Genomic DNA, 26,911 nt, shown 5'->3' with positions numbered 1-26,911 from the left:
TGTCACAGGTGTTTGCAGGAACTGTTTGGGCGCCACAAGGTCCAGGCGGGGTCAGAGCCGCTTGAAATAACGTTTTGCGACCAGAAAATAGTCGTCGGAGAGGCCGCCGGCGCGTACTCGTACAAGCGCTATTCCGCCGGCGCCCTTGCCGCGGAGACCACCATAATCTCCGACAAGGACGGAGGCATCGTAGTGGGCATATTTCCAATAGCCCCGCTTCTTACCCCAAAGCGCGTGGCCAAGAACGTGTACATCAAGTTCAAGTCGCCAATCATCATGGACCAGAGGAGCGACGCAGTCGTGTACGCCAAGATACCCATAGAGATAGGCGTGTACCGCCAGTCGGAAGACGAAGAGCTATTGATAGACGCGTTCTCGCTTTCGCCCCAGAGGTACGCGCTGTACGGCTCGCCTGAAGCCGGCACCGTCTGCCGCCTCGCCGAGTCAGAGACGAGCACGACGGAGGAAGGCATCTCCGTGGAAAAGTACACAGAAGCCCTCATAAGGATCAGAATAAGCAACGGCATCGACAACGTGATCAAGATAAGCAAGGTAATAGTGCCCATGGACGGCATCGTGCTGGACCACGCGCAGGATGACACGTGGGTGCCCGGAGGGGTCGACGTCCGGCTCGACATGGCCTTTGGAAAAGACATCGTCAACGTTCGGGCCAACACGAAGGTCAAGCGCTCAGACAAGACCAGCATCGTCAGGAGGGAAGAGACGCTGGCGTTCATGATGGACGCCGGCTACTGAACCGTGTGTATGAGCTCCACCAGGTTGCGCTTTGGCTTTGGCTGCAGCATCTTTTGCGGGTAGCCTATGCACAGTATCGATGACGGGACGAGGTCGGTGCCAAGCGCGGACATGACCTTCTTTTCATCTATCATGCCTATCCAGACGGTGCTCAGGCCAAGCGCGTGCGCTGCCAGCTGCGCGTAAGCGGCGGCAAGCGTGGCGTCCTGCACTGAAAACTTGCGGATGATTTCTGGCGGAAAGTTCAGTTTCACCCGCTGCGGGTTCATGCAGAAAACAAGCACTTCTGGCGCGTTCACGTACGGCTGCTTGTTTGCAGCCTCGACCAGCTTTGCCTTTACGTCGGCTTTTTTGACGTTGAATATCTCAAACCCCTGGAACCCGCCGGCTGTGGGCGCAGTGTCAGCAGCTGCAAATATCATCTCCATCTTCGAGTCCTCCACCGGCCTGTCCTCGAACTTGCGCTGCGACCTGCGGTTCAGCATCACGTTGAATATGTTGGTCTGGAGCACGTCCTCGACGCCTTCCGGCGCCTGCTCGGCCGCCTCTTCCTTTGGGTACAGCTTGTCGCTTTCCTCGCCGGCGTACAGCCGGGAAAACACGTCGGATGGGTACGAAGATGACATCTCAGAGTCTAGCTGTGTGCGCAGTGCAGAAAAAGGTTTCCTGTTAGGTTTCTTTTATGGCAAGCGTCTTTAGCACCATCTTGTCAAGGTCAAACATCCTGACAAGGTGGTTGTTGGTGTCGGCTATGTACAGCGTGTTTCCCTGCTGCTTGACGTCGGAAGGCTCGAAAAGTCCAAGTGTGTCGCACGCAGGGTCGTCTATTTTGCACATGGTTTTTTCCCCTGCAGCCTTGCCCACCACAGTTGACACCTGCTGCGTGTCAAGGTCTATCAGGCGTACCGCGTGGTTGTACGTGTCTGCGACATAGATCTTGTTGCCGGCGCAGTGCACGCCAAGCGGGTGCTGCAGCCTTGCATCGGCAAGCGCGCCGTCTTTAAAGCCAAACTCAAAGAGCCCTTCTCCTACCACGGTCTGCACTGTCTTTTTGGAAAGATTGAGCAGTCGCACCGCAGACACTTCGCTGTCTGCGACCAGCAAAAAGTTGCTGTCATAGATGGAAAGGCCACTAGGCTGCGCAAACTGGGCCTCTGAAAAAGTGCCGTCGACAATGTTTTCATAGCCGCTGCCGGCAAACGGACCTATCTTGCCCGACTCGATATGGTAGGCCCATATCTGGTGCAGGCCGGCCATTGCGATGAACAAAAACCCGTCAGAGTATGCCAGGTCCCATGGCGAGCTCAACTGCGTCACCTTGCCGTCCTGCGCGCCGGAAATCCACGCGCCCTGCCTGCCGTTGCCGGCAAGCGTCCTGACTGTTTTTGCAGATATGTCGATTTCCCGGAGTGCGTGGTTCTCAGTGTCTGCAACGAATATTCTGTCTTCTTTGGCCCACGCAAGCCCCTGCGGGCGGAAAAAGCGCGCCTCTTCAAAACTGCCGTCGCGAAGGTCCCGCACCGTCCCTCCCACCTTGTGGATTATCTTGCCGCTTTGCGCGTCTGCGACAAGCACGCGGTTGTGGTTTGAATCGCTTATCGCAAGCATCCGGCCGTCCGGCGAAAATGCAAGCTTGCCGGGATATGACAGGACGCGCCCTTGTGCTCGCCTTGGATGCTCTATTGAGATTGGCTCTTGTGCAAGCGTCCCTGCGGCGCGATGACGCTCCAGCAGAACGCCAATCACGTCGTCAAGCTCATCGCGCTGGCCCTCGCCGGCCTGCTGGTACACGACGTTGCCTTTTGGATCGATGATGACAATCGTCGGCCACGCGCTAACATTGTACGAGCGCCAGATCTTCATTTCCTGGTCGACAACAACAGGGTGGCCAATCTCGTAGCGGCCTATTGCCTCCTGCACGTTTTGTGCCTGCTGCTCGTTTGAGAATTTTGCAGAATGAACGCCGATAAACACGACAGGCTGGCCGCGGTATTTTTTCTCAAGCCAGTCAAGCGTGGGAAGCGTGTGCATACAGTTTATGCAGCAGTACGTCCAGAAATCGAGCACAACGACATGGCCCTTCAGGCTTGCCATGGAAAGCGGCTTTTCTGTATTGAGCCATGCAAACCCTTCTGGGAATTCTTGCGCCTTGGTCATACTATTAGTGACGTTTCCGGCCATCCTGCGAAACATGCTGCAGCCACCATATCCCGGAGATCGGATTTAAACTATCTCGCACTGGTGCTTTTTGCACATTTCGGATATACTGACGCAAGAAAAAGGCATGAGCTGATGATCGACAAGTGGTAACAAGAGGACACATTCAGAAACATCGTAAATTTTGTTGTTGCCGTCATCATTAGCACTTGTCTGGCGCGCGCCAGCAGCGCGCCATGGCAAATTGTGCCTGATTCCAAGCAAACTTCACCCCCTTACTTTTTTGCTGGCCGTTCACGAAAATACAATCCATAATTATAAAGAGTATATATCGCTTGGAGCACCATCAAAGTTTTGGTCCAGTCTATTACTGCCCCCATGCCCAATTCTTGCAATAGTATTGTTTTCTGAATCACATTCTCTAGTATTTTGAGATAAATAGTTACCTTTGGAGTAGCACAAATCACAATTATTGATATTTGTGAATAAAAACTCATGACACGGCCTGAAACGAGCGAAAATGATCATTCTAATGGAAAAAAGTGAGTCAAACGGCATTACATTTAATAGCATTTAGATTCATAATCATCACGCGTGTGAAGCGGCTCTCAAAATTGGACAAGGATCTTTTAAAGATCCTTCTTACCCCAAATGGGAGAATATCCTCAAAAGCGATTGCAGACAAACTCGGCGTTCCAGCAACTACTGTACAAAGGCGCCGGCGAAAGCTGGAAGACGATCTTTTGACCATAACATACTCGCTGGATTTGAAAAGGTTTGGCTGGCACAGGGTAGATTTTCTTATTGCCACCGAGAAGGGCAGGACTATTGCGATTGCAAAACAACTTTCAAAACTTGACGAAGTTGTTTATGTTGGCAGGAGCATAGGCCAGCAAACCATAGATCTGCACGTTCAGGCGATTCTTGAGGGAAATGCAGACATTCTCCGGATCATGGAGCAATTGAAGTCCATGCCAGGCATCAAAGATGTAGTTTGGAGCGAGATAGTCCAGGTGGTTGGAAAAAAGCCCTCGGTTCCCCTACACATAATCGATAAACTCTGAAGAGAGATTTTCTTTCTCGTAGCCGAAAAAGTCCAAGACGGTACGACAGCTTTCTTCATACAAAGAATTCCAAAATGCATAAAACTGCAGCAAGAGCAAAACCATCATTTCACGTGATGCAGAATGACAAAAAATGCATCTTTGATTGTAAACATGGTTTTTTGTAACGCTGGCAGATTACTTCCATTCATATAATCCGTCATCGCTCAATATAACATGACGGAAGATATGGGGGAAGCAAACAACCTTGTCTGAGCCCATCGACCCCCAAGAAGGCATCAATGTGAATACGCAATCAGAATTGCGTCTAGACGAGGTTGACCTAAAGTTAATTGATCTCTTACTATCAGGTCACACAACTAGGCAAAGCGCTCAGATTCTAGAAAGGCCGCTGAGCACAATCCAGAGAAGAGCCCGACTGCTAATTCAGAATGGAGCGCTAAAGCCTACTTTTGAATTAGGATACTCAAGGCTCAGAGTCAAGAAAGGATTTCTCCACGTCTATCTGGACGATGGGAACGTTTCAGATGCTGTGGACAAGCTTCTCGCACGCGACGGCATTTACTCGGTCGGAGCGCATATCGGGAATTCAGATATCGTGGGATTTTTTGTGTTTCAGGATAGTCGTGAAGTGCTAGATTTGATAGCGTGGACAAAGCAAATGAATGGAGTAGAAAGAGTCGTATGGTCAGAAGAAGTGTATGCAATGTCTACGAGCCCCAAGTTGACAAAGATACTTGGAAAAAACAAACGCGAAAAGACAAGCAAGCGTGTCACAACAACGACGACGAAGAAATAACTGATTATTTTTTAGCATATATATACACACAGAGTGACAGATGTGACTAGACGTAATCAAGCAGATGATACGGAACTGCGGCCTTTTGCACGACACGCTGTATGGATTCTGACCAGATCGCGTCCCTTACGCCATCCATGCCCTTTATGGTCTCAAGCATGTTGAGTATTTCCTCGTTGTCCATCAGAATTGTTTCGACTTGCAGGTCGATTGTCGGCTGGCCTATGCTCCTTGTGACAGATACTACTTCTTTCATTTTTTCCAGTTTCTTTATCACCAGCATTGTCTTGCCGTTTTGTGTCGAAACTAGAAAATCAACATGCCGCAAGCCGAACCTCTTTAGGTTTAAACAGTAGGAGGCTGTCAGTATTTCCTCATCTTCTAGTTTTCTTCGATGTCTCTGAACGGTCGTGGCTGGAACCGAAAGCCTTTTGGCTATTTCCTTTGAGCTGATAATTTTGCCGTTGTGCGGCGCAAGAATTATTTTCAGTATCTCCCTGTCTAGTGCGCAAAGTTTCATTGACGATACACATAGACTCCATCATACTGTGACGTAGACATCATCAAGAATCGCCACACGAACGTGGGAAGGCTATGAGGTTATTTAAGATAATCCTTTTGGGCCGACAAAAAAGCCACCTTTCCCAAAATTGTTGTTTAAAATTCAACGACAGTAATTTTCTTGCTAACCTCTTTTGCTGCAGAGGAAAGAAGAATTCTTTTTACCATCAAAGAAAAGAGTTTATTGAGGATTTGCATATTCTGCGCTGGGCAGGCATTTATCACAATACCTTTGGACCACGACACAGTTCTCCAGCTCGTACAATACTTCTTTTGTTGCCACGTCTGGGCATAACATGCAATACGATGGCATCTGGTGCTTCTTTTTCTCAATGGGTCTCATTTTAGATGGTTTTAGCATGTTATTGTGTATAAAAAAACCACTATTAATGTGATTATGCATCTAATGTACAGATCTATTTAACTACTTCTATCTTCTTTTTGCAATACGGATTAATACCTGTCATGCGGTTCTACCCTCACTTTTGTGAAAAGAGTACTAATTGCTGAAAACAACAAGAGCGATCTGGCGTTTTACGAAAGCACTCTACTGAAATCCGGCTACCACGTCTTGATTGCCGCAGATGCCAAAGAGTGCCTAGAAAAATACAAGTCAGAATTAGAACAGGCTTGCGCTGTTGCGGCAAATGAAGACTCTTCTACCGTTCGCATCTTGCCTTTTGACGCAGTCATACTAAACCACACGGTTTCGTACAGAGAAGACGGCCTGCAGGCAGCCAAAGAAATCCTACTAGCCAACCTCCATCAGAGGATTGTGTTTGTCTCTGACTCTGTGCAATACACCGTGGAACTGCAAAACGAGTTGTACGACAGAGTAGAGATAATTCAAAAGCCCTTTGAGCCAGAAGCTTTGGTAGAGCTGCTGGAGAGCACAGAAGTGTACAGGGCCCTTGGCAGTCTTGGACTAAACGTGCAAAAGCTCAAGGAATGCAACCTCAACCATTCCCAGCTTTTAGAATTGCTCGACGCGTGCATGACCCTGCTGGAAGAGAAAACCGGAAACTAGAAGCTGCTATTCCTTGTCCTCAGCAAGCCACTTCTTCATCAGGTCGTTTGTCACAAACCCATACAGCCAGTCATCTGATGAATTGACGCGAATTATGTTCTGATAGTCCGGTGGCTTGGGCGGCCAGTCCTCGGTCATGTACTTGAAAAAGGCATCCTTGTCAGAAGCCTTTAGCGCGCCGTTGTTTTCCCGCTCGGCGCCGATGGTTGATGACATCTTGGCGTTGGCAAGGTGGTGGGCAGCCCCAACGTGCGTCGGGTACACCTCCACTCCGTCTGCAAGCTTCATCAGCTTTCCATGCAGGCTGTCAAACAGTTTGTCGGACTTGTCGCGGGCGTCGCCGCCAAGGTCGATTCGCCCCACGTCTCCGATAAAGAGCGTGTCGCCCGTCAGCACCTTTTCGTTGTTGACAAGAACGCACACGTGGTCGTATGTGTGGCCCGGCGTATAGACAAACTTTAGTTCGACGTCCTGTCCAAGTTTTATCGCCTGCCCGTCTCTGACTGGGATTATCGTCTTGAACTTGCCCTGCGACTTTTCAGACATGTGGACGCCGGGAAGGCGGGACTTTTTGGCGATGGCTCGTGCGCCGGAGATGTGGTCGGCGTGCGTGTGCGTGTCAATCACGTACGCTATCTTTAGGCCGGCCTTTTTTGCCTCCTCCATCACATAATCGGCGTCAAGGAGCGGGTCGACGATAGCGCACTCTTTTGTTTCAGTCGACCCTACCAGGTACGTGACGCAGCCAGAATCCATTCTTCTTATCTGCTGGAAAATCAGGGCCAAGTGGCGAAACGAGGAGGAGCCGGGTATAATAACATTAGAACCATCTCTTGTGCTGCTACTACTACCTTTTTCACAAGGTGAAAAGCGGGTTCATAGATTAAATACCGTCTTTTAGGACTTTTTCCGTATGGAATGCGCAGTTTACGACACCTACGTGCAAAAGAAGGACGGCAAGATAATGCACTTTGACGTCGTAGTAGAAGCAAACACCCCCCATGAAAAGGCCATCCAGTACGGCCAAGAGTGGCTCTCAACCGTGGGCCAGGCAGGACAAAAGATGACATCTGAAGAGTGTCAGTTCTGCCACATCCAAGAAGCTCCGCCGTTTGTAGAGAAATCAATCAAGCAGCAGGGCTACTGGATACAGAAAATGGAAGGCTGCCCTAACTAACTAACTAGGGCCCTTTTTTCTTTCTTCTTTATCATAACACACGCTCTCGTTTCTGCGACTTTGCCGTTTGCCTTTGAGGTTTTTTGCAGAAAGAGAGAGAGAGACACAAATTATAATTAAGGCGCTTGGCTGTTGCTCTGCGTCTACAGCAATATGAACGACGACAGCGTGTGGAAGGCAGACAGGAAGCACAAGGTCCCTACCTATGACGACATCGTAAGGGCAAGGCGCCTGCTAGAGGGCACCGTCAGAAAGACCCCGCTCCAGCGTTCCAACACGTTTTCAAAACTTGCAGGCACCAACGTGTTTTTAAAACTCGAATGCCTGCAACTGACCGGCTCGTTCAAGGTGCGTGGCGCACTTGCCAAGGTTGGCAGCCTCACTGAAAAGCAGGCAGGCTATGGCGTGATTGCGGCATCTGCAGGCAACCACGCGCAGGGGGTGGCCTATGCAAGCGCAAGGAAAAATGTGCCCTGCACCATCGTCATGCCGCAGAACGCGTCGCCGGCCAAGGTCGCGGCCACAAGGTCGTACGGCGCTGAAGTCATCCAAAAGGGCTTTAACTATGACGAGGCATGGGAGGCCACGCAGGAAATTGCAAAACAAGAGGGCAAGACTATAATCCACGCGTTTGACGACCCGGACGTGATAGCAGGGCAGGGGACAATCGGCTTGGAACTGCTGGAAGACATTGCAGACGCCGACAGGATATACCTGCCGGTCGGAGGCGGAGGGCTTGCCGCAGGCGTCTCTATTGCAATCAAGGCAAAAAAGCCGGACATCAAGATAATCGGAGTCGAGTCCAGAGCTTTTCCGGCGATGAAAGAGTCGATGGCAAAGGGCTCGCTCCAGTCTGTAAAGGCAGGATACACAATAGCAGACGGCATCTCGGTAAAGAGCCCTGGAAAGCTCACGTACGAAATAGTCAGCAAGCACCTTGACGACATTGTGCTTGTGGACGACTCTGCGATCGTAAAGACGATGTTCCTGCTCATGGAACGCGCAAAACTTGTGGTAGAGCCGGCGGGCGCGGCAAGCCTTGCGTACCTGCTCTCAAACGGCCATCCTGCAGGCAAGAACGAGAAGGTGGTGTCGCTTTTGTCAGGCGGAAACGTCGACATGTACCTTCTTGGACAGGTGGTGGCAAAGGGCCTGATGCAGATGGGCAGGCTGGTCAAGATATTCATCCTGCTCCCTGACAAGCCGGGCGCCCTAAAGGAGGTGGTTGACGACATTGCAGAACTGTCAGTCAACATCGTCGAGGTAGAACACGACAGGCTCTCGGCCAACATACCTGCCGGGACTGCAGGCGTCTACCTGAGCCTGGAGCTGGAGAACGAGAAACGCTCGCAAAAGCTGCTGGACTATATGAAAAGAAAAGGAATAGAGTTCAAGGTAGTAAGCTAACTTACATAGTCGTATTCCCGGAAGCCGGCCTTGTCCGCGGTGCTGCCACCAAGTTTTACAAGCACGAACTCTTTGTGCGCCTTTGTCACTGCAGAGTTAAAGTCGATCTCTTTTCTGTGGAGGCGCTCGTACTCGTCTATTGACAGTTTCACGCGGTCGCCAATGTCGTTCTCAAGGTCGAGGCTCTTGACGATCTCTTTGTACGTGGGCTGCATAATGCCAGAGAAGACCATGGCGCTGCTTCCGCTCCCGTACGAGCCAAAGCCGACGCGCTTGCCCTCAAGGTCCGTGCCCTTCTTGAACTCGAATTCAAGCAGGCTCCTCAGTCCCATGTACATCGAGGCAGTGTAGAGGTTGCCAATCTGCGCAGAGGCTTCAAGGGAGCTTGCCATCTTTTTCTCGTACGTCTCGTTGTAGAACGACGTCTGCATGAACGCCCTGCGGAACTGCTCGTCGGCCTTCATGAAATCAGTGTCGGCAAGGATGGATTCAATCGTGCCCCTCGGGTCCTTTGGCTGGGGCTCGTTCATGCCAATCTCCTTTGTGACATGCTTCCAGCGCGGAAGGTGGCGCCACTCGTGCCTCAAGAGGTACGCAAGCGCTTTTTCGCCCATCCTGCGGTACGGCAAATGGACGGAGAAAAAGTCAATGTGGTCGGTGATGGCCTCGCCCTCGTTCAGTTTTACCAGGCCCGTTTTCAGGGCTTTTTCCTTGTAGGCGTCAAACGCCTTTCTTACCTGTATGAGGTAGAGGAGGTTAGAGTAGCCGCCGTTTACAAGCGGGGTCTCTTTGCCAAAGGGGCGGTAAAAGTCGTACTCGTTTTTGATGACGGTGGAAGCAACCTTGGGGTCAAAAGCCATGAGGCGGGGCTCTTCCTTTATCAAAAGCGCGACAGCGCCGGCGCCCTGCGTGTATTCGCCGGCAGAGCCAAGGTCGTACTTTGCAATGTCGCTTACGATGACGATTGCGGCCTTGCCGCTGTTCTCCTCGGCGCGTATCCAGTTGGCGTTGTCATGCAGCGCGTACGAGCCGGAGACGCAGGCAAACTTGCACTCGATGCCGCCGGCGTGCTCGAAAGAACCCTCCCCGTACACCTGCTCCAGCATTCCAATGACAAAAGAGTTGAGGGCCTTTGATTCGTCAAGCGCTGATTCTGTGGCGACATAGAGCCTGCCGATGTCCTGCGGGTGCAGGTGGGCCTTTTGCATGAGTTTCAGGCAGGCGTTGGCTGCCATGCAGGCAGGGTCTTGGTTGGTATCGGCAATTGCCATCTTGCGGATGCCGATGCCGTATTCTAGTTTCTGCGGATCAATTCCTCTAGCTTGGGCGAAATCCTTGTAATCGATGTAAAGCTTTGGGACATAGATCGCCAGATCATCAATCCCCACGACTGGCATATCTACATTCAGGATAGCGCCTAGTCATTTAAAGGTATTTCTTGAGCTATTTGACCTGCCAATGGCAGCTTTTAGACCCACGTTTGCTCTCATGCGGCGCCATCAGGTTTAAATTATCTTGTTGCATAGTGAGTGCTACATCGACCAAACCGATGGGGAACAAACGTCTGGTCGGCGTGGTCAAAAGCTGCGTCCGGCCAGGCTATTATCATATACGGAATTTTTACCAAAACAGAGAAATTCCCTTTTCCTAGATGCTTCAAGATATAATGGACAAAAGCGCCAAGGCAGATTACCCAATAAACGCCCTGATTGCAAAAAGGTGGAGTGCAAGAGCATTTTCCGACAGGCCAGTTGAAAAACAAAAGATAATGTCTCTTTTAGAAGCTGCGCGGTGGGCGCCTTCAAGCTCTAACGAGCAGCCGTGGCGGTTCATCGTCTTTACTATTGAAAACGGCAGCAAGGAAAGGATGGAAGAGGCGCGGTCGGTCCTTTCAGAGGGCAACTCGTACGCCAAAAGGGCGCCCGTCCTGATGTGCGCGGCTGCCAAAAAGACCTACACGCACAACGACAAGGACAACAGGCACCACATGCACGATGTAGGAGCGGCAACTGCGTACATGTTCCTTGAAGCGTACAACCAGGGCCTTGCCATGCACGTCATGGGAGGCTTTGACGCAGAAAAAGCAAGGCAGCTCTTTGGAATACCTGATGGCTTTGAGCCGGCAACGATGATAGCAATAGGGTATTATGGAAACCCCGAAACGCTGCCGAAAAAGCCGAGGGAAAAAGAGCTTGCGCCAAGGTCAAGAAAGCCCGCAGGCGAATGGGCGTTTTTTGGCCAGTGGGGCTCTAGCATCATCTAGACCACCATTATCTCGATCTCGTCGTAGGCGTCCTTTACTGCCAGCAAGAACAAGTCGTCTTCGTATATCAAGAGCCAGTCCTTGACGCCAAGCACCGGGACTTTACGCGCCAGTATCTTGCCCGTCTCATTCACGGTGGTGACAATGTAGGCGTACTTTGGCAGCCTGTCGCCCAGCCTGAACAGCGTTTCTTGCAGGTCGACTCCCAGCCGGCCGCCTTCAATGTTGATGTTGACGGTGTTGCCGTGTCGGTTTTCCACCTTGGCAGTGACGTAGCTCTGGCCTACAGAGAACTGGCTGACATGCAGCATCACCCTATTTGACGCAGGGATGCGGGGTATTTCGTTGTAGGTCTTTTCCGACAGTTCGTCGTAAAAGCCACTCTTCATCATTTGTTTTTTCGCGCTGTCGTCATCAATCTCTGGGCCACAACTATTGCGCCAATCGCGCCGGCAACTGCAACCATTGCTCCGGCAGGAAATTCCGGCACCACCACTATTCCTCTGGCTATCCCGTTTCTTGTAAGGTCAGGAGACTGCCCCTGCTTGACAAGGCCATTGACTGTGATCTCGACGCGGTACGTATCGTCGGCGGGGAAGTTCAATCCGGCCTGCTCGCCCTTGCCGCCCTGGGCTGTCTGGTCTGTCTTTGCAAGGACCTCCTTTCCATTCTTGTCAAAGATCTTTAGGTCGTACTTGACGTCTTGGTCGGAGATGTTGGTGCCAGCAAACGCGTCTACAAACTGGATGTCGAGCTTTGTCTCTGCGCCGGCCTTGAGCTGGCCGGGAGTCCAGTTCAGGAGCGCGTGTATGCCTCCCGTGTCGGTGGATATCTCGCCGGATGTCTGCTGCCCTTCAGAGGCGCCGGCTGGAGAGAAGGAGAAGGACATCTTGCCATCAGATGGAGGGCTGTTTCTTGCCATGTCCAGTATGTCGTTCTTGTTTATCAGAAAGTGAAGTATGAGGTTGTTCTCGTCAGAGAACGGGTCGACTGCCAGCATGCGGCCCGCTATTGGCTTGCCATTGACCTTGGCGTCAAATGCCGACGCATCGCCCACGCCCGTAAACGACTTGGGTACTCTTACCTCTTCATGCACAAAGACGTTTGGCGCGTTCTGTATCCTTGATGTGTTCCAGTTAAATGGCATTGCCCAGGAATAGGTCTTTGAGGCTGCATTAAACTTGAAGTCCTCCACCTTGTCGTAGTACGAGATTATCGACATTGGGTATGTCTTGCCTTCCGACTGGACGTTCTGGCTATAGACATCGCCTACAGAGAGGGCAGTTTCAAACGTCTTGACGTCCTCATCCTTGAATATGTTGGTAGGATATTTGATACCAAAGACAGATACGTCAATGCGGTACAGCCCGCCGTCCAACAGCACAGGTCCACTGATGTTAACTGTTCCGCCAGGGTCTGCTTTCAATGCGTTAAGGAAAGGCTCACGGTTACCCTGGACCTGGACATCACCTTCCTGTGGCTTGACCTTTATCGTCAGCAGCCCGTTCTCGCTCTGGAAGAAATCCTGCATCAGAGGCTTGGCGTTTGGGTCCGTGCCCTTGTAAACAGCGATGTTGAGAGTAGGGAACTTTATGGTCTCGTTGGTCTTGGCGTCAAACAACCTGAACTGCAAATAGGCGTCCTGTTTGGATTCTGTTGTCAAAATGGGCGGGTTGATCTTGACAAAAAGGGATGCCTGCTGGTCTCCAAATGATGCAGGCGGGAGATTTTCCTGCGTAAGGCCGTCTGCAAACGCTTTTTGCGACGCTAAAACAGTGGGCAGGACAAGAACGGCGATAAAAGCAAGAGCTACGAGTTTTCCCCTACCAGTGTTCACGCGCTCAACTCCACAAATTGCATATTTAATTGTGATGGAATGAAAAAACAACAACAAGACGCGACGATTTAATTACCGCACAAACAAAACAGTAGCGTTAGTACTTGACTCCAAAGCAAAGCCTTGCGCTGGCAATAGCACTTGCAGCGGCCGTAACTGTAGCAGCGATAGTAGTGTCGCTTCCAAGGGAGCAGAACATGCCGGGCGCCGCGCAGGACGGAGCCAAGGACGCGGGCTCGATAACAATCGCCACGGTTTCAGGAGGCTCGCTTTTGACAGGCGCCACGTACTCTATCACGCCAAACCCGTACACGGGCCAAGGCACGTACAGCGTGCAGGACGGCGGCGGGGATGACGCAAACCCGGCGGCAGGGATGATACTCCTCTCGAGAGTCAAGAGCGGCAACTATACTGTTTCGCAGCAGCAGGCGCCTCCCGGCTACGTCAGGGATCAGGTGCCAAAGAGCATAGCGGTGAATAATAATAACAACAACAGCGCGACTGCGTCATTTTCAAACGCGGGCTTGGGCCAGCAGCCAGACAACAGCACATTGCAGGTGCACAACATACTGTACACGGCCAAGTTCGAGTGCGGCACGATTTCAGGCGACGAAGGGCCTCTCAGGCCGGGCCACTATGACACCGACATCGGCATCCTGAACAAGCAGGACTTTTCAGTCAAGTTCACGTGGAACGCCATAGTAAACAACGGCAAGACCACCAATTCCATACTAAAGACGCTTGAGCCGCAGACATCGACTGGCATTGTGTGCAAGGACCTGCGCAAGCTCTTTGGCGGAAACGACACATCGTTCGTCGAAGGGTTCGTACTGGTCAACGTGCCGGTTGACAGCGGCCTTTTGAGCACGCTTTCAGGCGGGACTGCAGTGGTCGGCAGGCAGGGAACAAGCGTCGACATACTGGACGTGCAGGTGTTCTATACCGCAAACGCGCTGGAGCAGCTGCCGCACGAAGTGCTTGTAGACAAGATAGTCTTTACAGTGACAAACGACACGTCCGGCAAGATACCCAAGGAGATGATCGGCAAGACCCTTGACGTGACTGTCAGGTCTGGCTTTAATGATATCTCTGACCCCGTCGAAAAGGTAAGGGAAGCGCTTGGCGAAAAGTACGGCCTTGACACGCAGCAGCGCGCGTCGCTTGCAGTAAAGGTGGACAGCATAAGCGTAGGCGCAGGGACGATGATAGACGATCACGCGCTGTCGCTTTCACGCGTCCCGCCGCAGGCAAGCAGCAGCTAAGTATCGCTAAAACAATATATGCCCCGGCGGCTATCTCACTGCATGGCTAACTTTACTCTTCCACAATTACCATACGCGTACGACGCGCTCGAGCCGCACATTGATGCCACCACCATGCAAATACACCACACCAAGCACCACCAGGCGTACACGGACGGCCTGAACAAGGCGCTTGGGAGCCTGGACGCCAAGTTCCAGAGCATGGACGTTGTCGATATCCTGAAGAACATTGACACCGTGCCGGAAAGCGCAAGGGGCGCCGTCAACTTTCACGGCGGAGGATACAACAACCACACGCTGTTCTGGAACAACATGAAAAAGGGCGGCGGTGGCGAGCCATCAGGCGAGCTTGCGGACGCGATAAAGAAGGCGTTTGGCAGCTTTGCAGATTTCAAGACGAAATTCCAGACAGACTCGGTCGCGGTGCAGGGAAGCGGCTGGGGCTGGCTAGTAAAGAATGGATCTGGCGGCGTGCAGTTTATCACGATGCCAAACCAGACAAGCCCGTGGACGCGCTGGAAGGCGGAGAAGATGACACCGCTGCTTGGGCTTGACGTATGGGAACATAGCTACTATCTCAAGTACCAAAACCGCCGCGCTGATTACGTGACAGCTTGGTGGAATGTCGTAAACTGGGACGAAGTGGCGAAAAGGTTCAAAGCTTAACCGTCACGTCGCGCTGCAGCCATTTTTTCAGATGCAGCGCCTTTTCTTTATTCAATTTTATTGTCTGCATGTTTTCAAAGAATATTCGGATGTAGTCTTTTTTGTAAATTCGCAAGTGGTAAACAGGTTTTCTGTTCGGCCGCTTGTCGTGCTGGACTGAGAATCCCGATTCTATGTTGAGGGAAGTTCTTAGCAACTTCTGCACGACCTCCAAGACTTCATAGTTTGTGTTGGTAAAGTCCAAGCATATCTTCGGTGTCTTCCTAGCTTTCTCTTTTACCACTTTTACGCAGCCCTCTGCGTCAAAGAACCCTTCAATGAATTGCAATGCATGTGCTTTCGAGATTGTCTCGTCTTTTACTAGGTTCAGATTGCTTTTGAAATCCTTGAACAAAGTAAATAGTTCATGATTTCCCACTTTTACAAACCACAGATTTCTCTTTCTAGAGGGGTATGCTGTTACCTTTCCACCAGTGCATGTTGATAGTCGTTCTGCGAATTTCTTTGCAAAGGACTCGTCTTTAACTAGAATTCCGACTTTGTATGAGCTCTGCCAGTTGTAGGCATAGCCATCTCCCAAAAGTACGCCTAGCACATAAAACAAATTTTCCCTAGTTTTCAGCTTGCCTAATGCACCGTGCGGCGACTGTGAGCCTGAAAACCACAGATAGCATGTGGAGAGAGGGATATCGAATTTGTCTTTTATAAGATGGACCGTAGATTGCCTAGACAAGCTTTTTGACTTCATTTCTTGAAGAAAAGCATAGGCTGGAATTCGTTTATGCAGGTTTATTCTAGACAGGTACAATTCTCATATGATCTTCACATTATAGAACATTACTATATGCTGCACCGATTTTATCAATTAGCAGGAAGTCGTTTTTGAAAGTTGTAGATATTAATCATATAATCTTTGTTCAACCATTTAAGCAATTTATTACTAAGAGAGGAATCGAATTTTTCTAACAGCCTATCTGCAACATTGAATCCCATCCCAGCTAATGCACCTTCTGTTATACCTACTCCTGCACCAAGCAAGGATGTTGCAAAACTTCCTATCGCTGCAACTCCGATACTTATTCCAGCTTTAGTTATTTCATCGGTTCTCTTTATCTTCTCTGCATCTTTCCAGACATTGTCCATAACTATACCAAGTTCGTTTATGTCAGAAAGAGTCTTAGTTTGCTCCCGGTCACGGATAGCCTTATCAACAGACTCTAAGACCTTGTAAAGATCATTTTGTTTATACCGTTCTATTACACTCACACATCCATAGTATGAAGAAGGATTTAATGTCATCTTCTCCATAAGGAATGATCCAATTTCTACAGGATATTTGGGAGACTTGTTATCTTGGGCACCTAACAACTGCGCTTTCAGAAAGGCAAGATTATAATTTGCAGGTAAGGCTTCAAATTGTGGTCCAGTAAGAAGGCTATACGCAAAGAATAGCCTACTTGCCATATCAGGATCACTTATCATTGTATCAGAGATCATGGCTACAACATCATCCATTTTCAACATCTTCAGTTTCCCATACGTAAAGGCATGATTATTCATCAACGCAGAGTAGTAAGCGCGACTTTCTCCATTCGAAGTAATTCGTTGATACATAAATTTCAGATAAGATCTACTTGCAAGTTCATCAAACTCATCATGCCAAGTATCCCATGTTTTGCGACTAGCAAACTTATCCAGAGGAATTGGTTGTAGCATAGGAGGTTTCAATTCTTCAAGAATTGGATCTAGATGATCTAAACCCTCGTATTCTATAGGCGTCATATTTAGAACAAATTGCACTCGTCCAGTTTCCTTTGATAAATCAATTAACTTTGGAATATCCTGAATTTCAAAGCCATTCATGTCTAGGAGGTTTTCTTTACTAACATTAAACAAAGGAATCAGCAGTGTACCTGCAAATGGTATTTGCGACCAAATCTTCTCTTTGATCAAGTCATAGGATGTTTCTGCGCGTACTAAAGGCAAACGCGCATTTGCAAACCTTTGGGTATTAGGAAATACCACACCATCAATACCAGAATCAATTTGTTTTCGATAGTTTTCATATTCCGCGATTTCTTTTGCTTGATAGTCCACTAAGAATTCTTTCTTCATCTCAGTTGCTCTTATTTTTCAAACGAAGATGCATTACTACTGGTACTTTAGGATTCTTATTAGTGAGATATTATCCGTTCACGAAATTGATAAACCCGTAATTTTCACGCGTAGTCCTCTGCACCGCCATGTTGTAGCTGTATATCTTGGGCGCGTACTCTTGCAGCACGGGCATGATGCTATCAAGCGATTTTTCAAGGTAAAACCCGGGGCAGTCGCCGGTGAACTGGAAAGTCGCGTGCACCACCGGCTTGCCGAACCTGTCAGATTCAAGCCAAGACGCAAACGGGTAGAGCCAGCAGACGCCCGGCTTTTCAGGGTGTATCCCGCAGTATCCCTTGTCGTCAAGGAACCGGCAGCGCAACGGAGTGCCGTCCTGTTCCTCGCGCTCGTCCTTTTTTCGCTTGAGCGAAAGCATGCTCAGCGTCGTAATGACGTTGCCAAAGGCTTCCTGCTCCTGCCAGCTTGATATCCTTGCCTCACTTCGTACAAACTCTACTTTCGAGTCGTAGCCGAGCTTTTTTGCAATTATTGTAATGTCGTCTTTTGTCAACGGCAGCCGCCCCTGCCTTTCGCAGCAGTTGTGGCAGTCAGGCCACAGACACTTCCACAAAACATACAGGCCGTCCCGGGAGAGCGCAGGCACGTGAAAGACAATGCCACCCACATTTACCTGATTGTCGACAATGTCGTCGCGCATTCCCACTTGCATGTCATAGAGCCTTTTGTCCACTGGCCACTTTTTCACAAGCATGTCAAGCGAGTCTTTAACCGAATTACCACTCTGCAAAGTTGCGATTATCTTAAATTATAAACCCGGCTGTGTTTAAATGTACCCAAGACGATGCTGAAAAGCCCCCAACAAGAGAAATTTGCAGAGAAAAGCGAGGACAAGGGCAAGCATGCGTCTTCCACAGAGAACCGCAGGATGGTGTGGGAAAACGTCGTCTGGCCGCTTATTCTTGACATCAACCGCTCGTACTTTACCCTGAAAGAATACCACGCAAAGAGAAACGAGTTTTGCAGGGCTACAGGCGTGCCGCCGTCGAGGGTCGCAGGTGGCTTTGTTTCGCTCCTGATAAAGGGCATCATTGCCAGAAACAAGAACATCTATTCAATCCACTACCGCCTGATCCCGTACATGCGCAAAAAGGCGCAGCTGGAGTACGGTCAGGTAATACGCGAAGTCAACACAAAACGTTAGAGTCAAATAGCGGACAAGTAGCCGTTTTGTTGGTCAGCCCGGTCGTCTAGTGGCCAATCTCCAGATATTAGGTAGGGCTAGGGATTCCAGGCTCTGGATCTCATGAAGGGAAAAGAAACCTGGAGACAGCAGTTCGAATCTGCTCCGGGCTACCATTTTCCTTTATCCACAAAAAAGGTAGCAGAGAGAGAGAGAGAGATTCTTTTGTGCGTCCCTTTTGCGAAGGCCATCTGGTGTTTTGCTACCGCTGTCCACTTTTCAGATGCCTTATACATACACACGTAGCTTGTTTTAGAAGTCCATATGATAAAATTTACAAAATTTACATGTTGTCTGTTGACATGACATAGAAATAATTATAAGGTTGCTCATAGGCACATATCATATAATGGCAACTGACACACCATTAGGACCTGAATCGGTGAAAAGTGCTGCAAATTTGTTTGCTGTCCTGTCAAGAAGAGACACGCTGGCTCTTTTCCTGCTTGTCAAGGACGGCTTGAGGTCCGAACTGCGCACAGCATCTAGCATTGGGCTTTCAAAGAAGCAGTACTATACAAGGCTTAATCAGCTAAAGGACGCAGGTCTTGTTGAAAAACACGGAGATACGTATGTTTACACCACGCTTGGAAACGTGATTCATCAAAGGCATATTTCAGGACTTGTAGAGAATATCAGGCTAACCAAACAATTCCGGATGATAGACACGCTAAAACGCGCAGGAGAATTTTCTGAAGAGGACATCTCGGAATTTGCCAAGAATATAGGCGGTCTTGATGTCCAAGAATCATTATCATCATCATCAAAAATTGATCTCGTCTGGACTTATGAAGAGGCTGCATCCAAGCTAGCTGAAACCATAGAATTTGCAAAGCAAGAGATAGTCTTTGCCACCAGATTCCTCAACGAAGTGCTGATAAACAGCATCCTCAACAAGACAAAAGCAGGCGTAAACGTAAGAATACTGGCCGACGCAAAGATGGTCAACAGCTTCGTCGAAATGGAGAAAAAATACCTGAATTTGACAGACGAGCACTCTTTGGAGCGCCTAAATATGGTAAGAAATCCGTGGTATCCAAGGAACGTCAAGAGAAGGATTGCGCACGTCCCGTTCAGCATGGCAATCATAGATGGCAAACATGCGGGTTTCGAGCTGATAGGGAGGAGTAATTCGGACAAATTTACGGGGGCCATTTTCATAAAGGACAAGAAGGCCTGCACAGGGCTGATGGAATTCTATCAGAAAATATGGGATGCCGCCTCAGAAGACTACTACTCTTCTACTACTACAATGCATGATGATGGCGGCTGCCGTGCAGTTGCAAGCAGTAGATCTAGTAATCTATTGCCACGTTGATTGATTTTACAGGAACGCAAACAGTGTCGAGATCTGCAGCAGTGCATGGAGTAACCTCATAACAGGCCTTACGCGGCCGCGGATCCAGCCGACATCCTCTATCTTTTTACTTATTTTGACGATCATTGTCATGGCGACAAGGCAGGTGCCAACTATCATGTACACTCCAAACGAACCGTTCTGAAAGGTCGCCACCTTGTAGAATTGTTGCGTGATTATCAGCAGAAACAGAATGACAGGCACGGAAAACATGATAATCAAGGTCTTTCTCGTACCCAGTACAATTGGAAAGGTTCTCCTTCCAGCGGCCCTGTCGCCTTTGAGGTCGCCAATATCTCCTAGCGGCCCAAGCACAAAAAAGAAGAGGAAAAACGAAAGTGCTGCGTAGACTATTGGAAATGATATATGCGTAGCAGCAGCTCCACCCAACAACGAGGAAAGCGCTGCACCTGCCGCAGTAGTTACTGTTTTTAGAGGAAACCTTTCTTTCAAGTTAAACCTTGGATGCGAGTATGTTGCACCCAGGGCTACACACAACAATGCAATGAGCAGTGTTTGAATGTTTATAGAAGCTGCAAGTGCCAGCGACAAACCGAACAAGACAAAAACCAGACCCGAGAGCTGCTTCCTCGAGGCGTTTCCGGTGACTGATGGCCTGTTGGTTTTGTTTACCCTGTCTACCTCAAAGTCAGTTACATCGTTGTAGATGTATGTGGCAAGTGCTAAAAAGTAGCAGCTTGCTGCCACGCGCAGGCCGACAAGTGCATCGTAGTTGCCGTTTGAGCCGATTAGAAATGATACAAAAGTCGCAAAGGCAAAAATGTAAACGTTCGACCGGGCTTTTACATAGTGCAAAAACAGCAGAATCTGTTGCTTTGCATTTTTTTCCCATGCAGTTGTTGTCGTCGTCGCCGCTGCTGTAGTTTTTTCTTGTTCCAGTTCAAGCTTTTCATATTGGTCTGCCTCCTCACTCAACTACGCTCACGCTGGTGATAGTTTCGGGAGGAGATTAATTTAGTTGCTGAAAGTAGTAACTGGCATAAACAGTATTGCAGGCACGACAAGTAGTATTTAAGCAGTTTCTAAAAGCGGAGCATTGTAGGACATGTGTGTGTTGCAGAGATTTGCAATCACTAAAAGTCCTCTTTTGGAATCAAGAGCAGGATTAACTGACAGACCGGTAAGACTTTTGCTTAGATCAAGTCAGGCGACATAGAACTGAGGGCAGAGGTGAATACACCACATTTCCTCGTAAAAGATTTGTTTAATTTCCAGGCTGCCTAGCAGCTCTTCAACCAGCTTTCTGCATTCTTCAATCGGAATGTCTTTTTGCATCTCCATCGTATCGATTGCCTTGGGTTTCCATTGGTTGTCAATCGCGTCTCCCGCTATCTTTAACACGCTTTGATGAATCGCCTTGCCAAGCGTGGCAAGATAATAATATACTTGCCCACCTTTCTTTTCAGCAAACCTGCACTTACCATTTTGGCCAGCCGGGAGTAATACCCTGCTTGCGCATAAGCTGGCTTTGTTTTTTTTCAGAGTATTCAGCCGGTGCTATATCTCTGACATGCGCACAGTACGCAAAACGTGTGTGCCAGTTACTAGACAGATGCCACGAGCGGCTGCAAGTTTTAGGGCCTTGGGCCGGCGCTTGCTATCTCTTTTGACACGCTGCCGAATTTCTCAAAGTTCTTGGCAAACAGTGCTGCCAGCCTCTTTGCCGCGGCGTCGTACTTGTCCTTGTCGTGCCACGTGTTGCGCGGGTCAAGGACCTCTGGTGGCACTCCGGGGCACGATGTCGGCATGTCGAGGTTGAAAATGTCGTGGTGCTTTACCGGCGACTTTTCAATATCCCCTGAAAGCGCGGCGGTCACCATCGCACGCGTGTACGAAAGGTTCATGCGCTTGCCGATGCCGTAGGGTCCGCCCGTCCACCCCGTGTTTATCAGGTAGACACGTGTTCCGTGCTCGTCCATCTTTTTGCCAAGAAGTTTGGCGTACTGCTGGGCATGCAGTGGCATGAACGGCCCGCCAAAGCACTGCGAGAACGTTTCCTTTGGCTCGGTGATTCCGCGCTCTGTCCCGGCAAGCTTGCTCGTGTAGCCGGACATGAAATGGTACATTGCCCCTTCCTTTGTCAGTTTCGCAATCGGCGGCATGACGCCAAACGCGTCCGCTGTCAGAAATATGATGACCTTTGGGTGGCCGGCTACGCTTGGGATGATTGCGCCATCGATAAAGTCAAGTGGGTAGACCACGCGCGTGTTCTCTGTCAGGCTGCCGTCGGCAAAGTCCGGCTCCCTTGCGCCGTCCGTGATTACGACGTTTTCCATCAGCGAGCCGAACTTGATCGCATTCCAGATCTGGGGTTCGTGCTCTTTTTTCAGGTTGATGCACTTGGCGTAGCAGCCGCCCTCGAAATTAAAGACGCCGTTGTCCGACCAGCCGTGCTCGTCGTCGCCCACGAGCCTGCGCTCTGGGTCGGCAGAAAGCGTCGTCTTGCCTGTTCCAGAAAGCCCAAAGAACAGGGCGACGTCGCCTCCCTTGCCCACGTTGGCAGAGCAGTGCATCGGAAAGATGCCCTTCCTCGGCAAAAGGAAGTTCATTATCGAGAACATGGCTTTTTTGATCTCGCCTGCGTACGAGGTCGAGCCGATGAGGACTATTTTGCGCTTGAAGTTGACTATGATGAACGTCTCTGTCCTTGTGCCCTCGCTTGCAGGGTTGGCGGCAAAGTCGTCTGCGGAAATGAGGGTAAACTCGGGCTTAAAGCCGTCCAGCTCGCCAGAGTTGTCTGGCCGGATGAAGATCTGGCGGGCAAAAAGGTTGTGCCACGCGCGGTTGTTTATGACTCGGATTGGCAGGCGGTTTTCGGGGTCGGCCCCGACGTAGCCGTCAAACACGAACAGCTCCTTGTCCTCGATGTGCTTTTTCATCCTGCGGTAGATCTTGTCAAAGTTCTCCTCAGATATCGGGCGGTTGACCTTGCCCCAGTCGACCGTGCCGTGCGTGACGTCGTCGTCGACCAGGAACTTGTCGTCCGGCGACCGGCCCGTGAATTTGCCTGTCCTGACAGAGAGCGCGCCCGTAGACGAGAGCACCCCTTCCTTGGATTGAAGTATCATTTCCACCAGTGCAGGTACCGGCAGGTTCATGTGGGCCTTGACAAGTTTGATATCCAACGTTGCGAGTTCTATCATCATGAGGTTATAATCTTTGGGTTGTCCGGGACCATATAACCTAGCTAGGCAAATGTACGCCGAAGAATGACGATAACAGGTCACTATCTTCCGGTTTTATTTACTGTACTGGCTGCTTTTTTACGCATGCATGGTCTTGACTGACTTTTTCTTTTGATATTGCTGATCCGAACTGCCACCGTAGCGCATCTTGAGATTCAAGATGAACCTGTTTATCTCGTCTGGCGTCAGCAGCACCATGTCCATGTCCTCCCCCGATGACGACACGTCTAGAGCCAAGCTTTGTGTGAGGGGAAGCTGGTAGCTTAAAAAGATTTAGAAGATTTCTACGCTCAATTTTACTGCAAGCTGCAAAGTAAGAGCTTGCGGCGGCATTTTGTACGGGCGGGCGCGCAGCTATTGCATATTTTGCTACTTTGAAAACGCGCGGCGGATTTCAGGCGTGCGGCTGGACAGGAGCGAGAGGAACTCGGAAAACTCGGCAGCCGTCGCGTTGCGCCCAAGGATACGCCGGGTCTGGTAGTGAAACGAGTTGTAGATGCGGCCGATGGCTATTCCAAAAGCAAAGTCGGCTCCACCTGCAATCCCAAGTTTTGACTGTATCCTGTACACTTCGTCGGCGTTTGATATGGCCTCGTCAATCTTGGCCGCAACAGCCTTTTTCACCCGCGGGTCCACATGGGCACGTACGGCAGGGCTTGTTATTAAAAGAATCCAAACTGCGACGATTTCAGGTCAGACAGCAGGCGCACCTGGATACCCTGCATCCTTGCCGCAAGCTGGCGGTTGAGCCACGTGGCGAATTTTTGGTCTAAGGTTGCGCCTTTTGACTGCAGTATGTCGCTTTCAGGCAGGCTCGCAAACCGCCTGGCAACTTCTTTGTTTACGGAAAGAGTGTAAAAGGTCCACCCAAGAGCAAGCTCGGCCGGCCCCGTCTCAAGACGGGGCTCGATCCCGACCATCCGGGCCATGTTTTCAAGCAGGTCAGACACAAGCAGGCTTGCCCTGTCGTAATCGACGCACGCCACATGGAAGGCAATCCTGTCAGGGTCAAACTCGGGACGCGGCTTCACAGATATTGTTTGAGAGAGCAAGCGTAATAACTTTGTCAGCAGCAGCCCATCTTGTCATCATCCGAGGGCATCTTCATCATAGTCATGCTTTCATCTTTTGGATCCCGCGTGAACAGGTCTTTCATGTCGATTCCAAAAAACTCTCGCAGGATGCCCAGGTACGCATTGACGGGCGGAGGCACGCCATCTTCGCACGTGACTCCCATGTTCCACGCGTTTATCCATATCACCATGCTCTGCAGCATGTTCACAAAGCGCCGGTACTGGCCCGGCACGACGCCAAGCGCGTCGATGTAGCGCTCTGCAAGCAGCCAGGCGGCGGTAAAGTCTATGCACTTGTTGCCATAGACTGCCTTTATCTGCTGCCGGACAGAGGTCGCGTACTTGAACGGCTTTTCGCACACAAAGAACGGAAAGTCCACCTTTTGCGGAAGCATCATTCCCGGCGGCGACCATATCGTGATTACGCGGGCGCCGTCTTTCAGCTCTTTTCTGAACTTTTTGACCATCGCGTCCACTATAGCGGGATCGCTAAACCAGAACAGGACCACGGAGGCGCCAGAGATGTCCGCATCGCGGATGTCGCCTGTCACTATCTCGGCGTTGTTATTTTTTCTCAGGTGGGATATTTTGCGCCGCGCCTTGGCTGCTGCATCTTCATCAATTTCCACCCCTACTGCTTTTTTGACGCCAAACTTCTTGACGGCAAGCGCGACTGCCTCGCCTTGGCCGCAGCCAAGGTGGAAAAAAGTATCGTTTTTTTTCACGCCTGCAAGCTTGAACATCTGCAAGAGCGCGTGCTCTGGCAGTTCTACGGACTCCCCTCTTACCACGTTCTCCGGAAGCGTGGACATGAACTCGGCGATGTTCAACTGCAAGAGGATTTGTAGGCCGGATAATAAAAAGCCACGGAAAAACTGTCGTCCTAGTTATCGTTATCATCATTATCACTGGCAGGCATCTCTCTCAACACGGTTCAAGATAGCGCGCCACTCGCTGACTTTGCAGCAGTAGCCACACATATGTATGGGGGATCAGCTTCTAAAAGAAAAAGTAAGTGTTTTAGCCCGGCCGGCCGTTTTCTCTGGCATATATGACAGTGCACGCAGAGATAAGCGTGATACCGGTGACCGGCAGCACCAGCATGAGCAGAGAGGTCGCAGTTGCGTTTGACGCAATAAAAAAGACCCAGGGGATCAGGGTGACGCTCACGGCGCTTGGAACCCAGATGGAAGCAGAGGACATTTCCGCAGTGCTTGCCGCGATAAAGGCGGCGCACGGGGCGGTCAAAAAGGCCGGCGTGGCAAGGATAATCTCCTCGGTAAGGATAGACGAGAGGCTTGACAAGGACCAGAGCCTTGAAAGCAAGGTTAGGGCAGTAAAAAAGAGGCTTGCCTAGGCCTAGACCTCGACATAGACGGTGCCGTTTTCCACCGACACCTTGTACGAGCCAATGGGCTTGAGCTTTTGCGGAAACCACGTCATCTCTCCAGTGGTGACGTCCCACTTGGCGCCATGCCACGGGCAGGTCAGCTCTTTTCCATTGAGCGTTCCTTCGTGAAGCTCAGCACCTGCGTGGTTGCACGTGTTTCCTGCCGCATAGAACACGCCTCCAATGTTTGCCACAAGCACTTCCTTTCCGCCAGCCGTCACGTGAGCCATCTGGCCCGGACCTATCTCTGACGCCTTGCCGACTACGACTTTAGCCATATGTGTATGCAGGTTTTTTTCGTACAGGCGCTATTTTTAACTTAACTACTACTACCACTGCTGCTCTGCTCTTTTCCAGATTCTTGTTAGGAGGAAGAAGAAGGAAACATGGCCTCTGAAAATTTCGCCAGCTTTTTCAGCGCGGTGGTGCGCTCTTCTCGCTCCAGCTCCGCCCCGTCAATCGCGCCTTCAAGGTACTTTATCGACTGGTCATAGACTTTACGCGCAACGGGATGGGGCACGCCGTCCTTGCCTCCGTGGGCAAAGCTGTACTTGACAGGGTCCTGCCACGATGCAGGCGTGCCATAGATGAGTTCAGATACAAGCGCAAGGGCCCTCACCGTGGCTGCGCCTACTCCCTGCATCGACAGGAGCTCTTCATAGTTTTTCGGCTGGACGTCGTATATCTGCCTGAAAAGGTCCCAGTCAAGCCGGCGGGGCATCTCGTAGCCGGTCATCATCGTGCTCTTTTTTGTTGTTGCCGGCTCGCCTTCTATGAGCCACTTGTCAAGCGTGTTTTCAGCCGTCAGCTTGTATATCGAAGATTTCAGGTTGTCAGGGTTGCCCCGCGCAAGGTCGAGTGAGACCTTTTGGCTTTCCTGCGAGCCGCTTGCAGTCATGTCAAGCGTCCTTGCGGTTTTTTGCTCGCAGATTATGCCGGCGTGCGGCGCCAGCACGTACCCTCCCTGTTTCAGGCTGTCAGAAACCCAGTGGTATCGCCGGGCCATGCGGTTCTCTGCGTTCATGCCCTGCTGCACCACTGCCCAGTCGCCCCGCTCGTCAAACAGTATTGCATGGTGGTACAGAGAATAGCCGTCCTGCACTGCTGCGCTGTCGACCTTGGCAGACATTTTGCTTGCATACAAAAGTGAATCGGTTTTTGCAGACGACAGGCCAAAATCCCCGGCGAGCCTTGGTATGTCAGACATGGCAGAGGTTGACTTTTTGCCCTTGCCGCCTGCTATTGCGATGCCGTGCACGTCGGGCGAAAGCGACTGCTTTAGCACGCCTGTCACGACCGTCGTGACGCCGGAAGAATGCCAGTCAAAGCCAAGGACGCAGCCAAACGCCTGGAACCACAGCGGGTCGGAGAGCCGGCGCAAAAACTCCTGCTGGCCGTACGAGTCGACCATCACCTTTGCCATCGCGTGCGACAGCCTTGCCATCCGGCGCATCAGGTAGGCCGGCGGATGACCGGTGTGCAGGGGCAGGTTGATGAACTGGGTCCGGCGCAACTTGGGCCTTTGAAGAGATAACATATATGTGTTATATC

The 26,911-nt window shown here is 50.5% G+C and carries 31 protein-coding genes and 1 tRNA gene; 13 read left to right on the top strand and 19 right to left on the bottom strand.

All coding sequences use genetic code 11. The features are described 5' to 3' along the window. Positions 1-12 precede the first annotated feature (12 nt). A complete protein-coding gene (locus NTE_RS05870; RefSeq protein WP_158385165.1) occupies positions 13-756 on the top strand; it encodes a DUF432 domain-containing protein in 744 nt (247 codons plus the stop codon). Here the strand turns inward: NTE_RS05870 and NTE_RS05865 are convergent. Together NTE_RS05865 and NTE_RS05860 are read right to left on the bottom strand one after the other, a co-directional pair. Next, entirely contained in the window at positions 750-1,382 is a 633-nt protein-coding gene (locus NTE_RS05865) for a nitroreductase family protein (protein WP_148700174.1), read from the bottom strand. The genes NTE_RS05870 and NTE_RS05865 overlap by 7 nt on opposite strands. A 43-nt stretch (positions 1,383-1,425) precedes the next feature. Beyond that, a complete protein-coding gene (locus tag NTE_RS05860; RefSeq protein WP_148700173.1) occupies positions 1,426-2,949 on the bottom strand; it encodes a thioredoxin-like domain-containing protein in 1,524 nt (507 codons plus the stop codon). A gap of 578 nt (positions 2,950-3,527) precedes the next feature. Between NTE_RS05860 and NTE_RS05855 the strand changes: the two genes are divergently transcribed. Beyond that, complete coding sequence (locus NTE_RS05855; RefSeq protein WP_158385163.1) at positions 3,528-3,977, top strand: Lrp/AsnC family transcriptional regulator; 450 nt, start codon at positions 3,528-3,530, stop codon at positions 3,975-3,977. Between the two features lie 247 nt (positions 3,978-4,224). Then, positions 4,225-4,776 carry a hypothetical protein gene (locus tag NTE_RS05850; RefSeq protein WP_148700171.1) on the top strand — a complete coding sequence of 184 codons (552 nt, stop codon included), beginning with the start codon at positions 4,225-4,227 and terminating at the stop codon, positions 4,774-4,776. 46 nt (positions 4,777-4,822) lie between these two features. Here NTE_RS05850 and NTE_RS05845 read toward each other — a convergent pair whose 3' ends face one another. After that, complete coding sequence (locus NTE_RS05845; protein ID WP_148700170.1) at positions 4,823-5,296, bottom strand: Lrp/AsnC family transcriptional regulator; 474 nt, start codon at positions 5,294-5,296, stop codon at positions 4,823-4,825. 528 nt (positions 5,297-5,824) lie between these two features. On the opposite strand from NTE_RS05845, the gene NTE_RS05840 reads away from it, so the two are divergent. After that, positions 5,825-6,364 (top strand): response regulator, encoded by a 540-nt coding sequence (locus NTE_RS05840; RefSeq protein WP_158385161.1) that lies wholly within the window; start codon positions 5,825-5,827, stop codon positions 6,362-6,364. Between the two features lie 6 nt (positions 6,365-6,370). Here NTE_RS05840 and NTE_RS05835 read toward each other — a convergent pair whose 3' ends face one another. Further along, complete coding sequence (locus NTE_RS05835) at positions 6,371-7,150, bottom strand: MBL fold metallo-hydrolase (RefSeq protein ID WP_148700168.1); 780 nt, start codon at positions 7,148-7,150, stop codon at positions 6,371-6,373. A gap of 127 nt (positions 7,151-7,277) precedes the next feature. Between NTE_RS05835 and NTE_RS05830 the strand changes: the two genes are divergently transcribed. Then, on the top strand, positions 7,278-7,541 hold the full coding sequence (locus NTE_RS05830) for a DUF2024 family protein (RefSeq protein ID WP_148700167.1): 264 nt from the start codon (positions 7,278-7,280) through the stop codon (positions 7,539-7,541). A 153-nt stretch (positions 7,542-7,694) separates the two neighbouring features. Continuing rightward, complete coding sequence (gene ilvA, locus NTE_RS05825; RefSeq protein ID WP_148700166.1) at positions 7,695-8,948, top strand: threonine ammonia-lyase; 1,254 nt, start codon at positions 7,695-7,697, stop codon at positions 8,946-8,948. Here the strand turns inward: ilvA and NTE_RS05820 are convergent. Then, entirely contained in the window at positions 8,945-10,345 is a 1,401-nt protein-coding gene (locus NTE_RS05820) for a hydroxymethylglutaryl-CoA synthase family protein (RefSeq protein ID WP_148700165.1), read from the bottom strand. The genes ilvA and NTE_RS05820 overlap by 4 nt on opposite strands. Positions 10,346-10,599: 254 nt before the next feature. Between NTE_RS05820 and NTE_RS05815 the strand changes: the two genes are divergently transcribed. Then, the gene (locus NTE_RS05815; protein WP_226987197.1) at positions 10,600-11,211 is read left to right on the top strand and encodes a nitroreductase family protein; all 612 of its coding nucleotides are present in this window, start codon (positions 10,600-10,602) and stop codon (positions 11,209-11,211) included. Here the strand turns inward: NTE_RS05815 and NTE_RS05810 are convergent. After that, positions 11,208-11,603 carry a hypothetical protein gene (locus tag NTE_RS05810; protein ID WP_148700164.1) on the bottom strand — a complete coding sequence of 132 codons (396 nt, stop codon included), beginning with the start codon at positions 11,601-11,603 and terminating at the stop codon, positions 11,208-11,210. The two genes, NTE_RS05815 and NTE_RS05810, sit on opposite strands and share 4 nt — an antisense overlap. Further along, the gene (locus NTE_RS05805) at positions 11,600-13,048 is read right to left on the bottom strand and encodes a peptidase (protein ID WP_148700163.1); all 1,449 of its coding nucleotides are present in this window, start codon (positions 13,046-13,048) and stop codon (positions 11,600-11,602) included. Before NTE_RS05805 ends, NTE_RS05810 begins: the two co-directional genes overlap by 4 nt. 104 nt (positions 13,049-13,152) lie before the next feature. On the opposite strand from NTE_RS05805, the gene NTE_RS05800 reads away from it, so the two are divergent. Both NTE_RS05800 and NTE_RS05795 read left to right on the top strand, forming a co-directional pair. Beyond that, positions 13,153-14,310: a SpaA isopeptide-forming pilin-related protein gene (locus tag NTE_RS05800; RefSeq protein ID WP_148700162.1), complete on the top strand. Its 1,158-nt coding sequence runs from the start codon at positions 13,153-13,155 to the stop codon at positions 14,308-14,310. 42 nt (positions 14,311-14,352) lie between these two features. Continuing rightward, positions 14,353-14,976 (top strand): superoxide dismutase, encoded by a 624-nt coding sequence (locus NTE_RS05795; protein WP_148700161.1) that lies wholly within the window; start codon positions 14,353-14,355, stop codon positions 14,974-14,976. On the opposite strand, the gene NTE_RS05790 is transcribed toward NTE_RS05795, so the two are convergent. The 3 genes from NTE_RS05790 to NTE_RS05780 all read right to left on the bottom strand — a co-directional run bounded on the left by NTE_RS05790 (position 14,966) and on the right by NTE_RS05780 (position 17,881). Beyond that, positions 14,966-15,724 (bottom strand): LAGLIDADG family homing endonuclease, encoded by a 759-nt coding sequence (locus tag NTE_RS05790; RefSeq protein ID WP_148700160.1) that lies wholly within the window; start codon positions 15,722-15,724, stop codon positions 14,966-14,968. The genes NTE_RS05795 and NTE_RS05790 overlap by 11 nt on opposite strands. Before the next feature lie 113 nt (positions 15,725-15,837). Then, complete coding sequence (locus NTE_RS05785) at positions 15,838-17,091, bottom strand: hypothetical protein (RefSeq protein WP_148700159.1); 1,254 nt, start codon at positions 17,089-17,091, stop codon at positions 15,838-15,840. 70 nt (positions 17,092-17,161) lie between these two features. Further along, a complete protein-coding gene (locus NTE_RS05780) occupies positions 17,162-17,881 on the bottom strand; it encodes a YkgJ family cysteine cluster protein (RefSeq protein WP_226987196.1) in 720 nt (239 codons plus the stop codon). A gap of 54 nt (positions 17,882-17,935) precedes the next feature. On the opposite strand from NTE_RS05780, the gene NTE_RS05775 reads away from it, so the two are divergent. The 3 genes from NTE_RS05775 to NTE_RS05765 all read left to right on the top strand — a co-directional run bounded on the left by NTE_RS05775 (position 17,936) and on the right by NTE_RS05765 (position 19,652). Next, positions 17,936-18,295: a hypothetical protein gene (locus tag NTE_RS05775; RefSeq protein ID WP_148700158.1), complete on the top strand. Its 360-nt coding sequence runs from the start codon at positions 17,936-17,938 to the stop codon at positions 18,293-18,295. A gap of 35 nt (positions 18,296-18,330) precedes the next feature. Beyond that, positions 18,331-18,450 (top strand) — tRNA-Gln (locus tag NTE_RS05770). Positions 18,451-18,683: 233 nt separating this feature from the next. Beyond that, complete coding sequence (locus tag NTE_RS05765) at positions 18,684-19,652, top strand: hypothetical protein (protein ID WP_148700157.1); 969 nt, start codon at positions 18,684-18,686, stop codon at positions 19,650-19,652. Positions 19,653-19,658: 6 nt separating this feature from the next. On the opposite strand, the gene NTE_RS05760 is transcribed toward NTE_RS05765, so the two are convergent. The 7 genes from NTE_RS05760 to NTE_RS05735 all read right to left on the bottom strand — a co-directional run bounded on the left by NTE_RS05760 (position 19,659) and on the right by NTE_RS05735 (position 24,806). Beyond that, on the bottom strand, positions 19,659-20,627 hold the full coding sequence (locus NTE_RS05760; protein WP_148700156.1) for a UbiA prenyltransferase family protein: 969 nt from the start codon (positions 20,625-20,627) through the stop codon (positions 19,659-19,661). A 228-nt stretch (positions 20,628-20,855) separates the two neighbouring features. After that, positions 20,856-21,053, bottom strand: coding sequence for a hypothetical protein (locus NTE_RS05755; protein ID WP_148700155.1), 198 nt, complete (start codon positions 21,051-21,053; stop codon positions 20,856-20,858). A gap of 233 nt (positions 21,054-21,286) precedes the next feature. Then, entirely contained in the window at positions 21,287-22,855 is a 1,569-nt protein-coding gene (gene pckA, locus NTE_RS05750; RefSeq protein ID WP_148702047.1) for a phosphoenolpyruvate carboxykinase (ATP), read from the bottom strand. Positions 22,856-22,975: 120 nt separating this feature from the next. After that, positions 22,976-23,134, bottom strand: a complete 159-nt coding sequence (locus NTE_RS16435; protein ID WP_158385159.1) for a hypothetical protein — start codon at positions 23,132-23,134, stop codon at positions 22,976-22,978. Positions 23,135-23,266: 132 nt separating this feature from the next. Further along, positions 23,267-23,533 (bottom strand): hypothetical protein, encoded by a 267-nt coding sequence (locus tag NTE_RS05745; RefSeq protein WP_148700154.1) that lies wholly within the window; start codon positions 23,531-23,533, stop codon positions 23,267-23,269. 26 nt (positions 23,534-23,559) lie between these two features. Then, the gene (locus NTE_RS05740) at positions 23,560-23,928 is read right to left on the bottom strand and encodes a hypothetical protein (RefSeq protein ID WP_148700153.1); all 369 of its coding nucleotides are present in this window, start codon (positions 23,926-23,928) and stop codon (positions 23,560-23,562) included. 35 nt (positions 23,929-23,963) lie between these two features. After that, the gene (locus tag NTE_RS05735; protein WP_148700152.1) at positions 23,964-24,806 is read right to left on the bottom strand and encodes an SAM-dependent methyltransferase; all 843 of its coding nucleotides are present in this window, start codon (positions 24,804-24,806) and stop codon (positions 23,964-23,966) included. A 215-nt stretch (positions 24,807-25,021) separates the two neighbouring features. Between NTE_RS05735 and NTE_RS05730 the strand changes: the two genes are divergently transcribed. Next, positions 25,022-25,327, top strand: a complete 306-nt coding sequence (locus NTE_RS05730; protein ID WP_148700151.1) for an MTH1187 family thiamine-binding protein — start codon at positions 25,022-25,024, stop codon at positions 25,325-25,327. A 2-nt stretch (positions 25,328-25,329) separates the two neighbouring features. On the opposite strand, the gene NTE_RS05725 is transcribed toward NTE_RS05730, so the two are convergent. Next, a complete protein-coding gene (locus NTE_RS05725) occupies positions 25,330-25,638 on the bottom strand; it encodes a Rieske (2Fe-2S) protein (RefSeq protein ID WP_148700150.1) in 309 nt (102 codons plus the stop codon). Between the two features lie 86 nt (positions 25,639-25,724). Beyond that, positions 25,725-26,873: a DUF763 domain-containing protein gene (locus NTE_RS05720; RefSeq protein ID WP_226987194.1), complete on the bottom strand. Its 1,149-nt coding sequence runs from the start codon at positions 26,871-26,873 to the stop codon at positions 25,725-25,727. Between the last annotated feature and the right edge of the window lie 38 nt (positions 26,874-26,911).

It is taken from the genome of Candidatus Nitrososphaera evergladensis SR1, from assembly GCF_000730285.1.
In the GTDB taxonomy this organism is placed as follows: Archaea; Thermoproteota; Nitrososphaeria; order Nitrososphaerales; family Nitrososphaeraceae; genus Nitrososphaera; species Nitrososphaera evergladensis.
Note: the sequence above shows the minus strand (reverse complement) of the source record. Positions and strands in the feature narration are given on the sequence as shown.

What these genes read in the sequence shown, in the direction of transcription:
- NTE_RS05775 (WP_148700158.1), top strand. Translation starts at nt 17,936, where the DNA reads ATGCTGAAAAGCCCCCAACAAGAGAAATTTGCAGAGAAAAGCGAGGAC.
- ilvA (WP_148700166.1), top strand. Translation starts at nt 7,695, where the DNA reads ATGAACGACGACAGCGTGTGGAAGGCAGACAGGAAGCACAAGGTCCCT.
- pckA (WP_148702047.1), bottom strand. Translation starts at nt 22,855, where the DNA reads ATGATAGAACTCGCAACGTTGGATATCAAACTTGTCAAGGCCCACATG.
- NTE_RS05785 (WP_148700159.1), bottom strand. Translation starts at nt 17,091, where the DNA reads ATGAAGAAAGAATTCTTAGTGGACTATCAAGCAAAAGAAATCGCGGAA.
- NTE_RS05845 (WP_148700170.1), bottom strand. Translation starts at nt 5,296, where the DNA reads ATGAAACTTTGCGCACTAGACAGGGAGATACTGAAAATAATTCTTGCG.
- NTE_RS05830 (WP_148700167.1), top strand. Translation starts at nt 7,278, where the DNA reads ATGGAATGCGCAGTTTACGACACCTACGTGCAAAAGAAGGACGGCAAG.
- NTE_RS05815 (WP_226987197.1), top strand. Translation starts at nt 10,600, where the DNA reads ATGCTTCAAGATATAATGGACAAAAGCGCCAAGGCAGATTACCCAATA.
- NTE_RS05725 (WP_148700150.1), bottom strand. Translation starts at nt 25,638, where the DNA reads ATGGCTAAAGTCGTAGTCGGCAAGGCGTCAGAGATAGGTCCGGGCCAG.
- NTE_RS05730 (WP_148700151.1), top strand. Translation starts at nt 25,022, where the DNA reads ATGACAGTGCACGCAGAGATAAGCGTGATACCGGTGACCGGCAGCACC.
- NTE_RS05810 (WP_148700164.1), bottom strand. Translation starts at nt 11,603, where the DNA reads ATGATGAAGAGTGGCTTTTACGACGAACTGTCGGAAAAGACCTACAAC.
- NTE_RS05820 (WP_148700165.1), bottom strand. Translation starts at nt 10,345, where the DNA reads ATGCCAGTCGTGGGGATTGATGATCTGGCGATCTATGTCCCAAAGCTT.
- NTE_RS05765 (WP_148700157.1), top strand. Translation starts at nt 18,684, where the DNA reads ATGGCAACTGACACACCATTAGGACCTGAATCGGTGAAAAGTGCTGCA.
- NTE_RS05795 (WP_148700161.1), top strand. Translation starts at nt 14,353, where the DNA reads ATGGCTAACTTTACTCTTCCACAATTACCATACGCGTACGACGCGCTC.
- NTE_RS05790 (WP_148700160.1), bottom strand. Translation starts at nt 15,724, where the DNA reads ATGAAGTCAAAAAGCTTGTCTAGGCAATCTACGGTCCATCTTATAAAA.
- NTE_RS05865 (WP_148700174.1), bottom strand. Translation starts at nt 1,382, where the DNA reads ATGTCATCTTCGTACCCATCCGACGTGTTTTCCCGGCTGTACGCCGGC.
- NTE_RS05860 (WP_148700173.1), bottom strand. Translation starts at nt 2,949, where the DNA reads ATGTTTCGCAGGATGGCCGGAAACGTCACTAATAGTATGACCAAGGCG.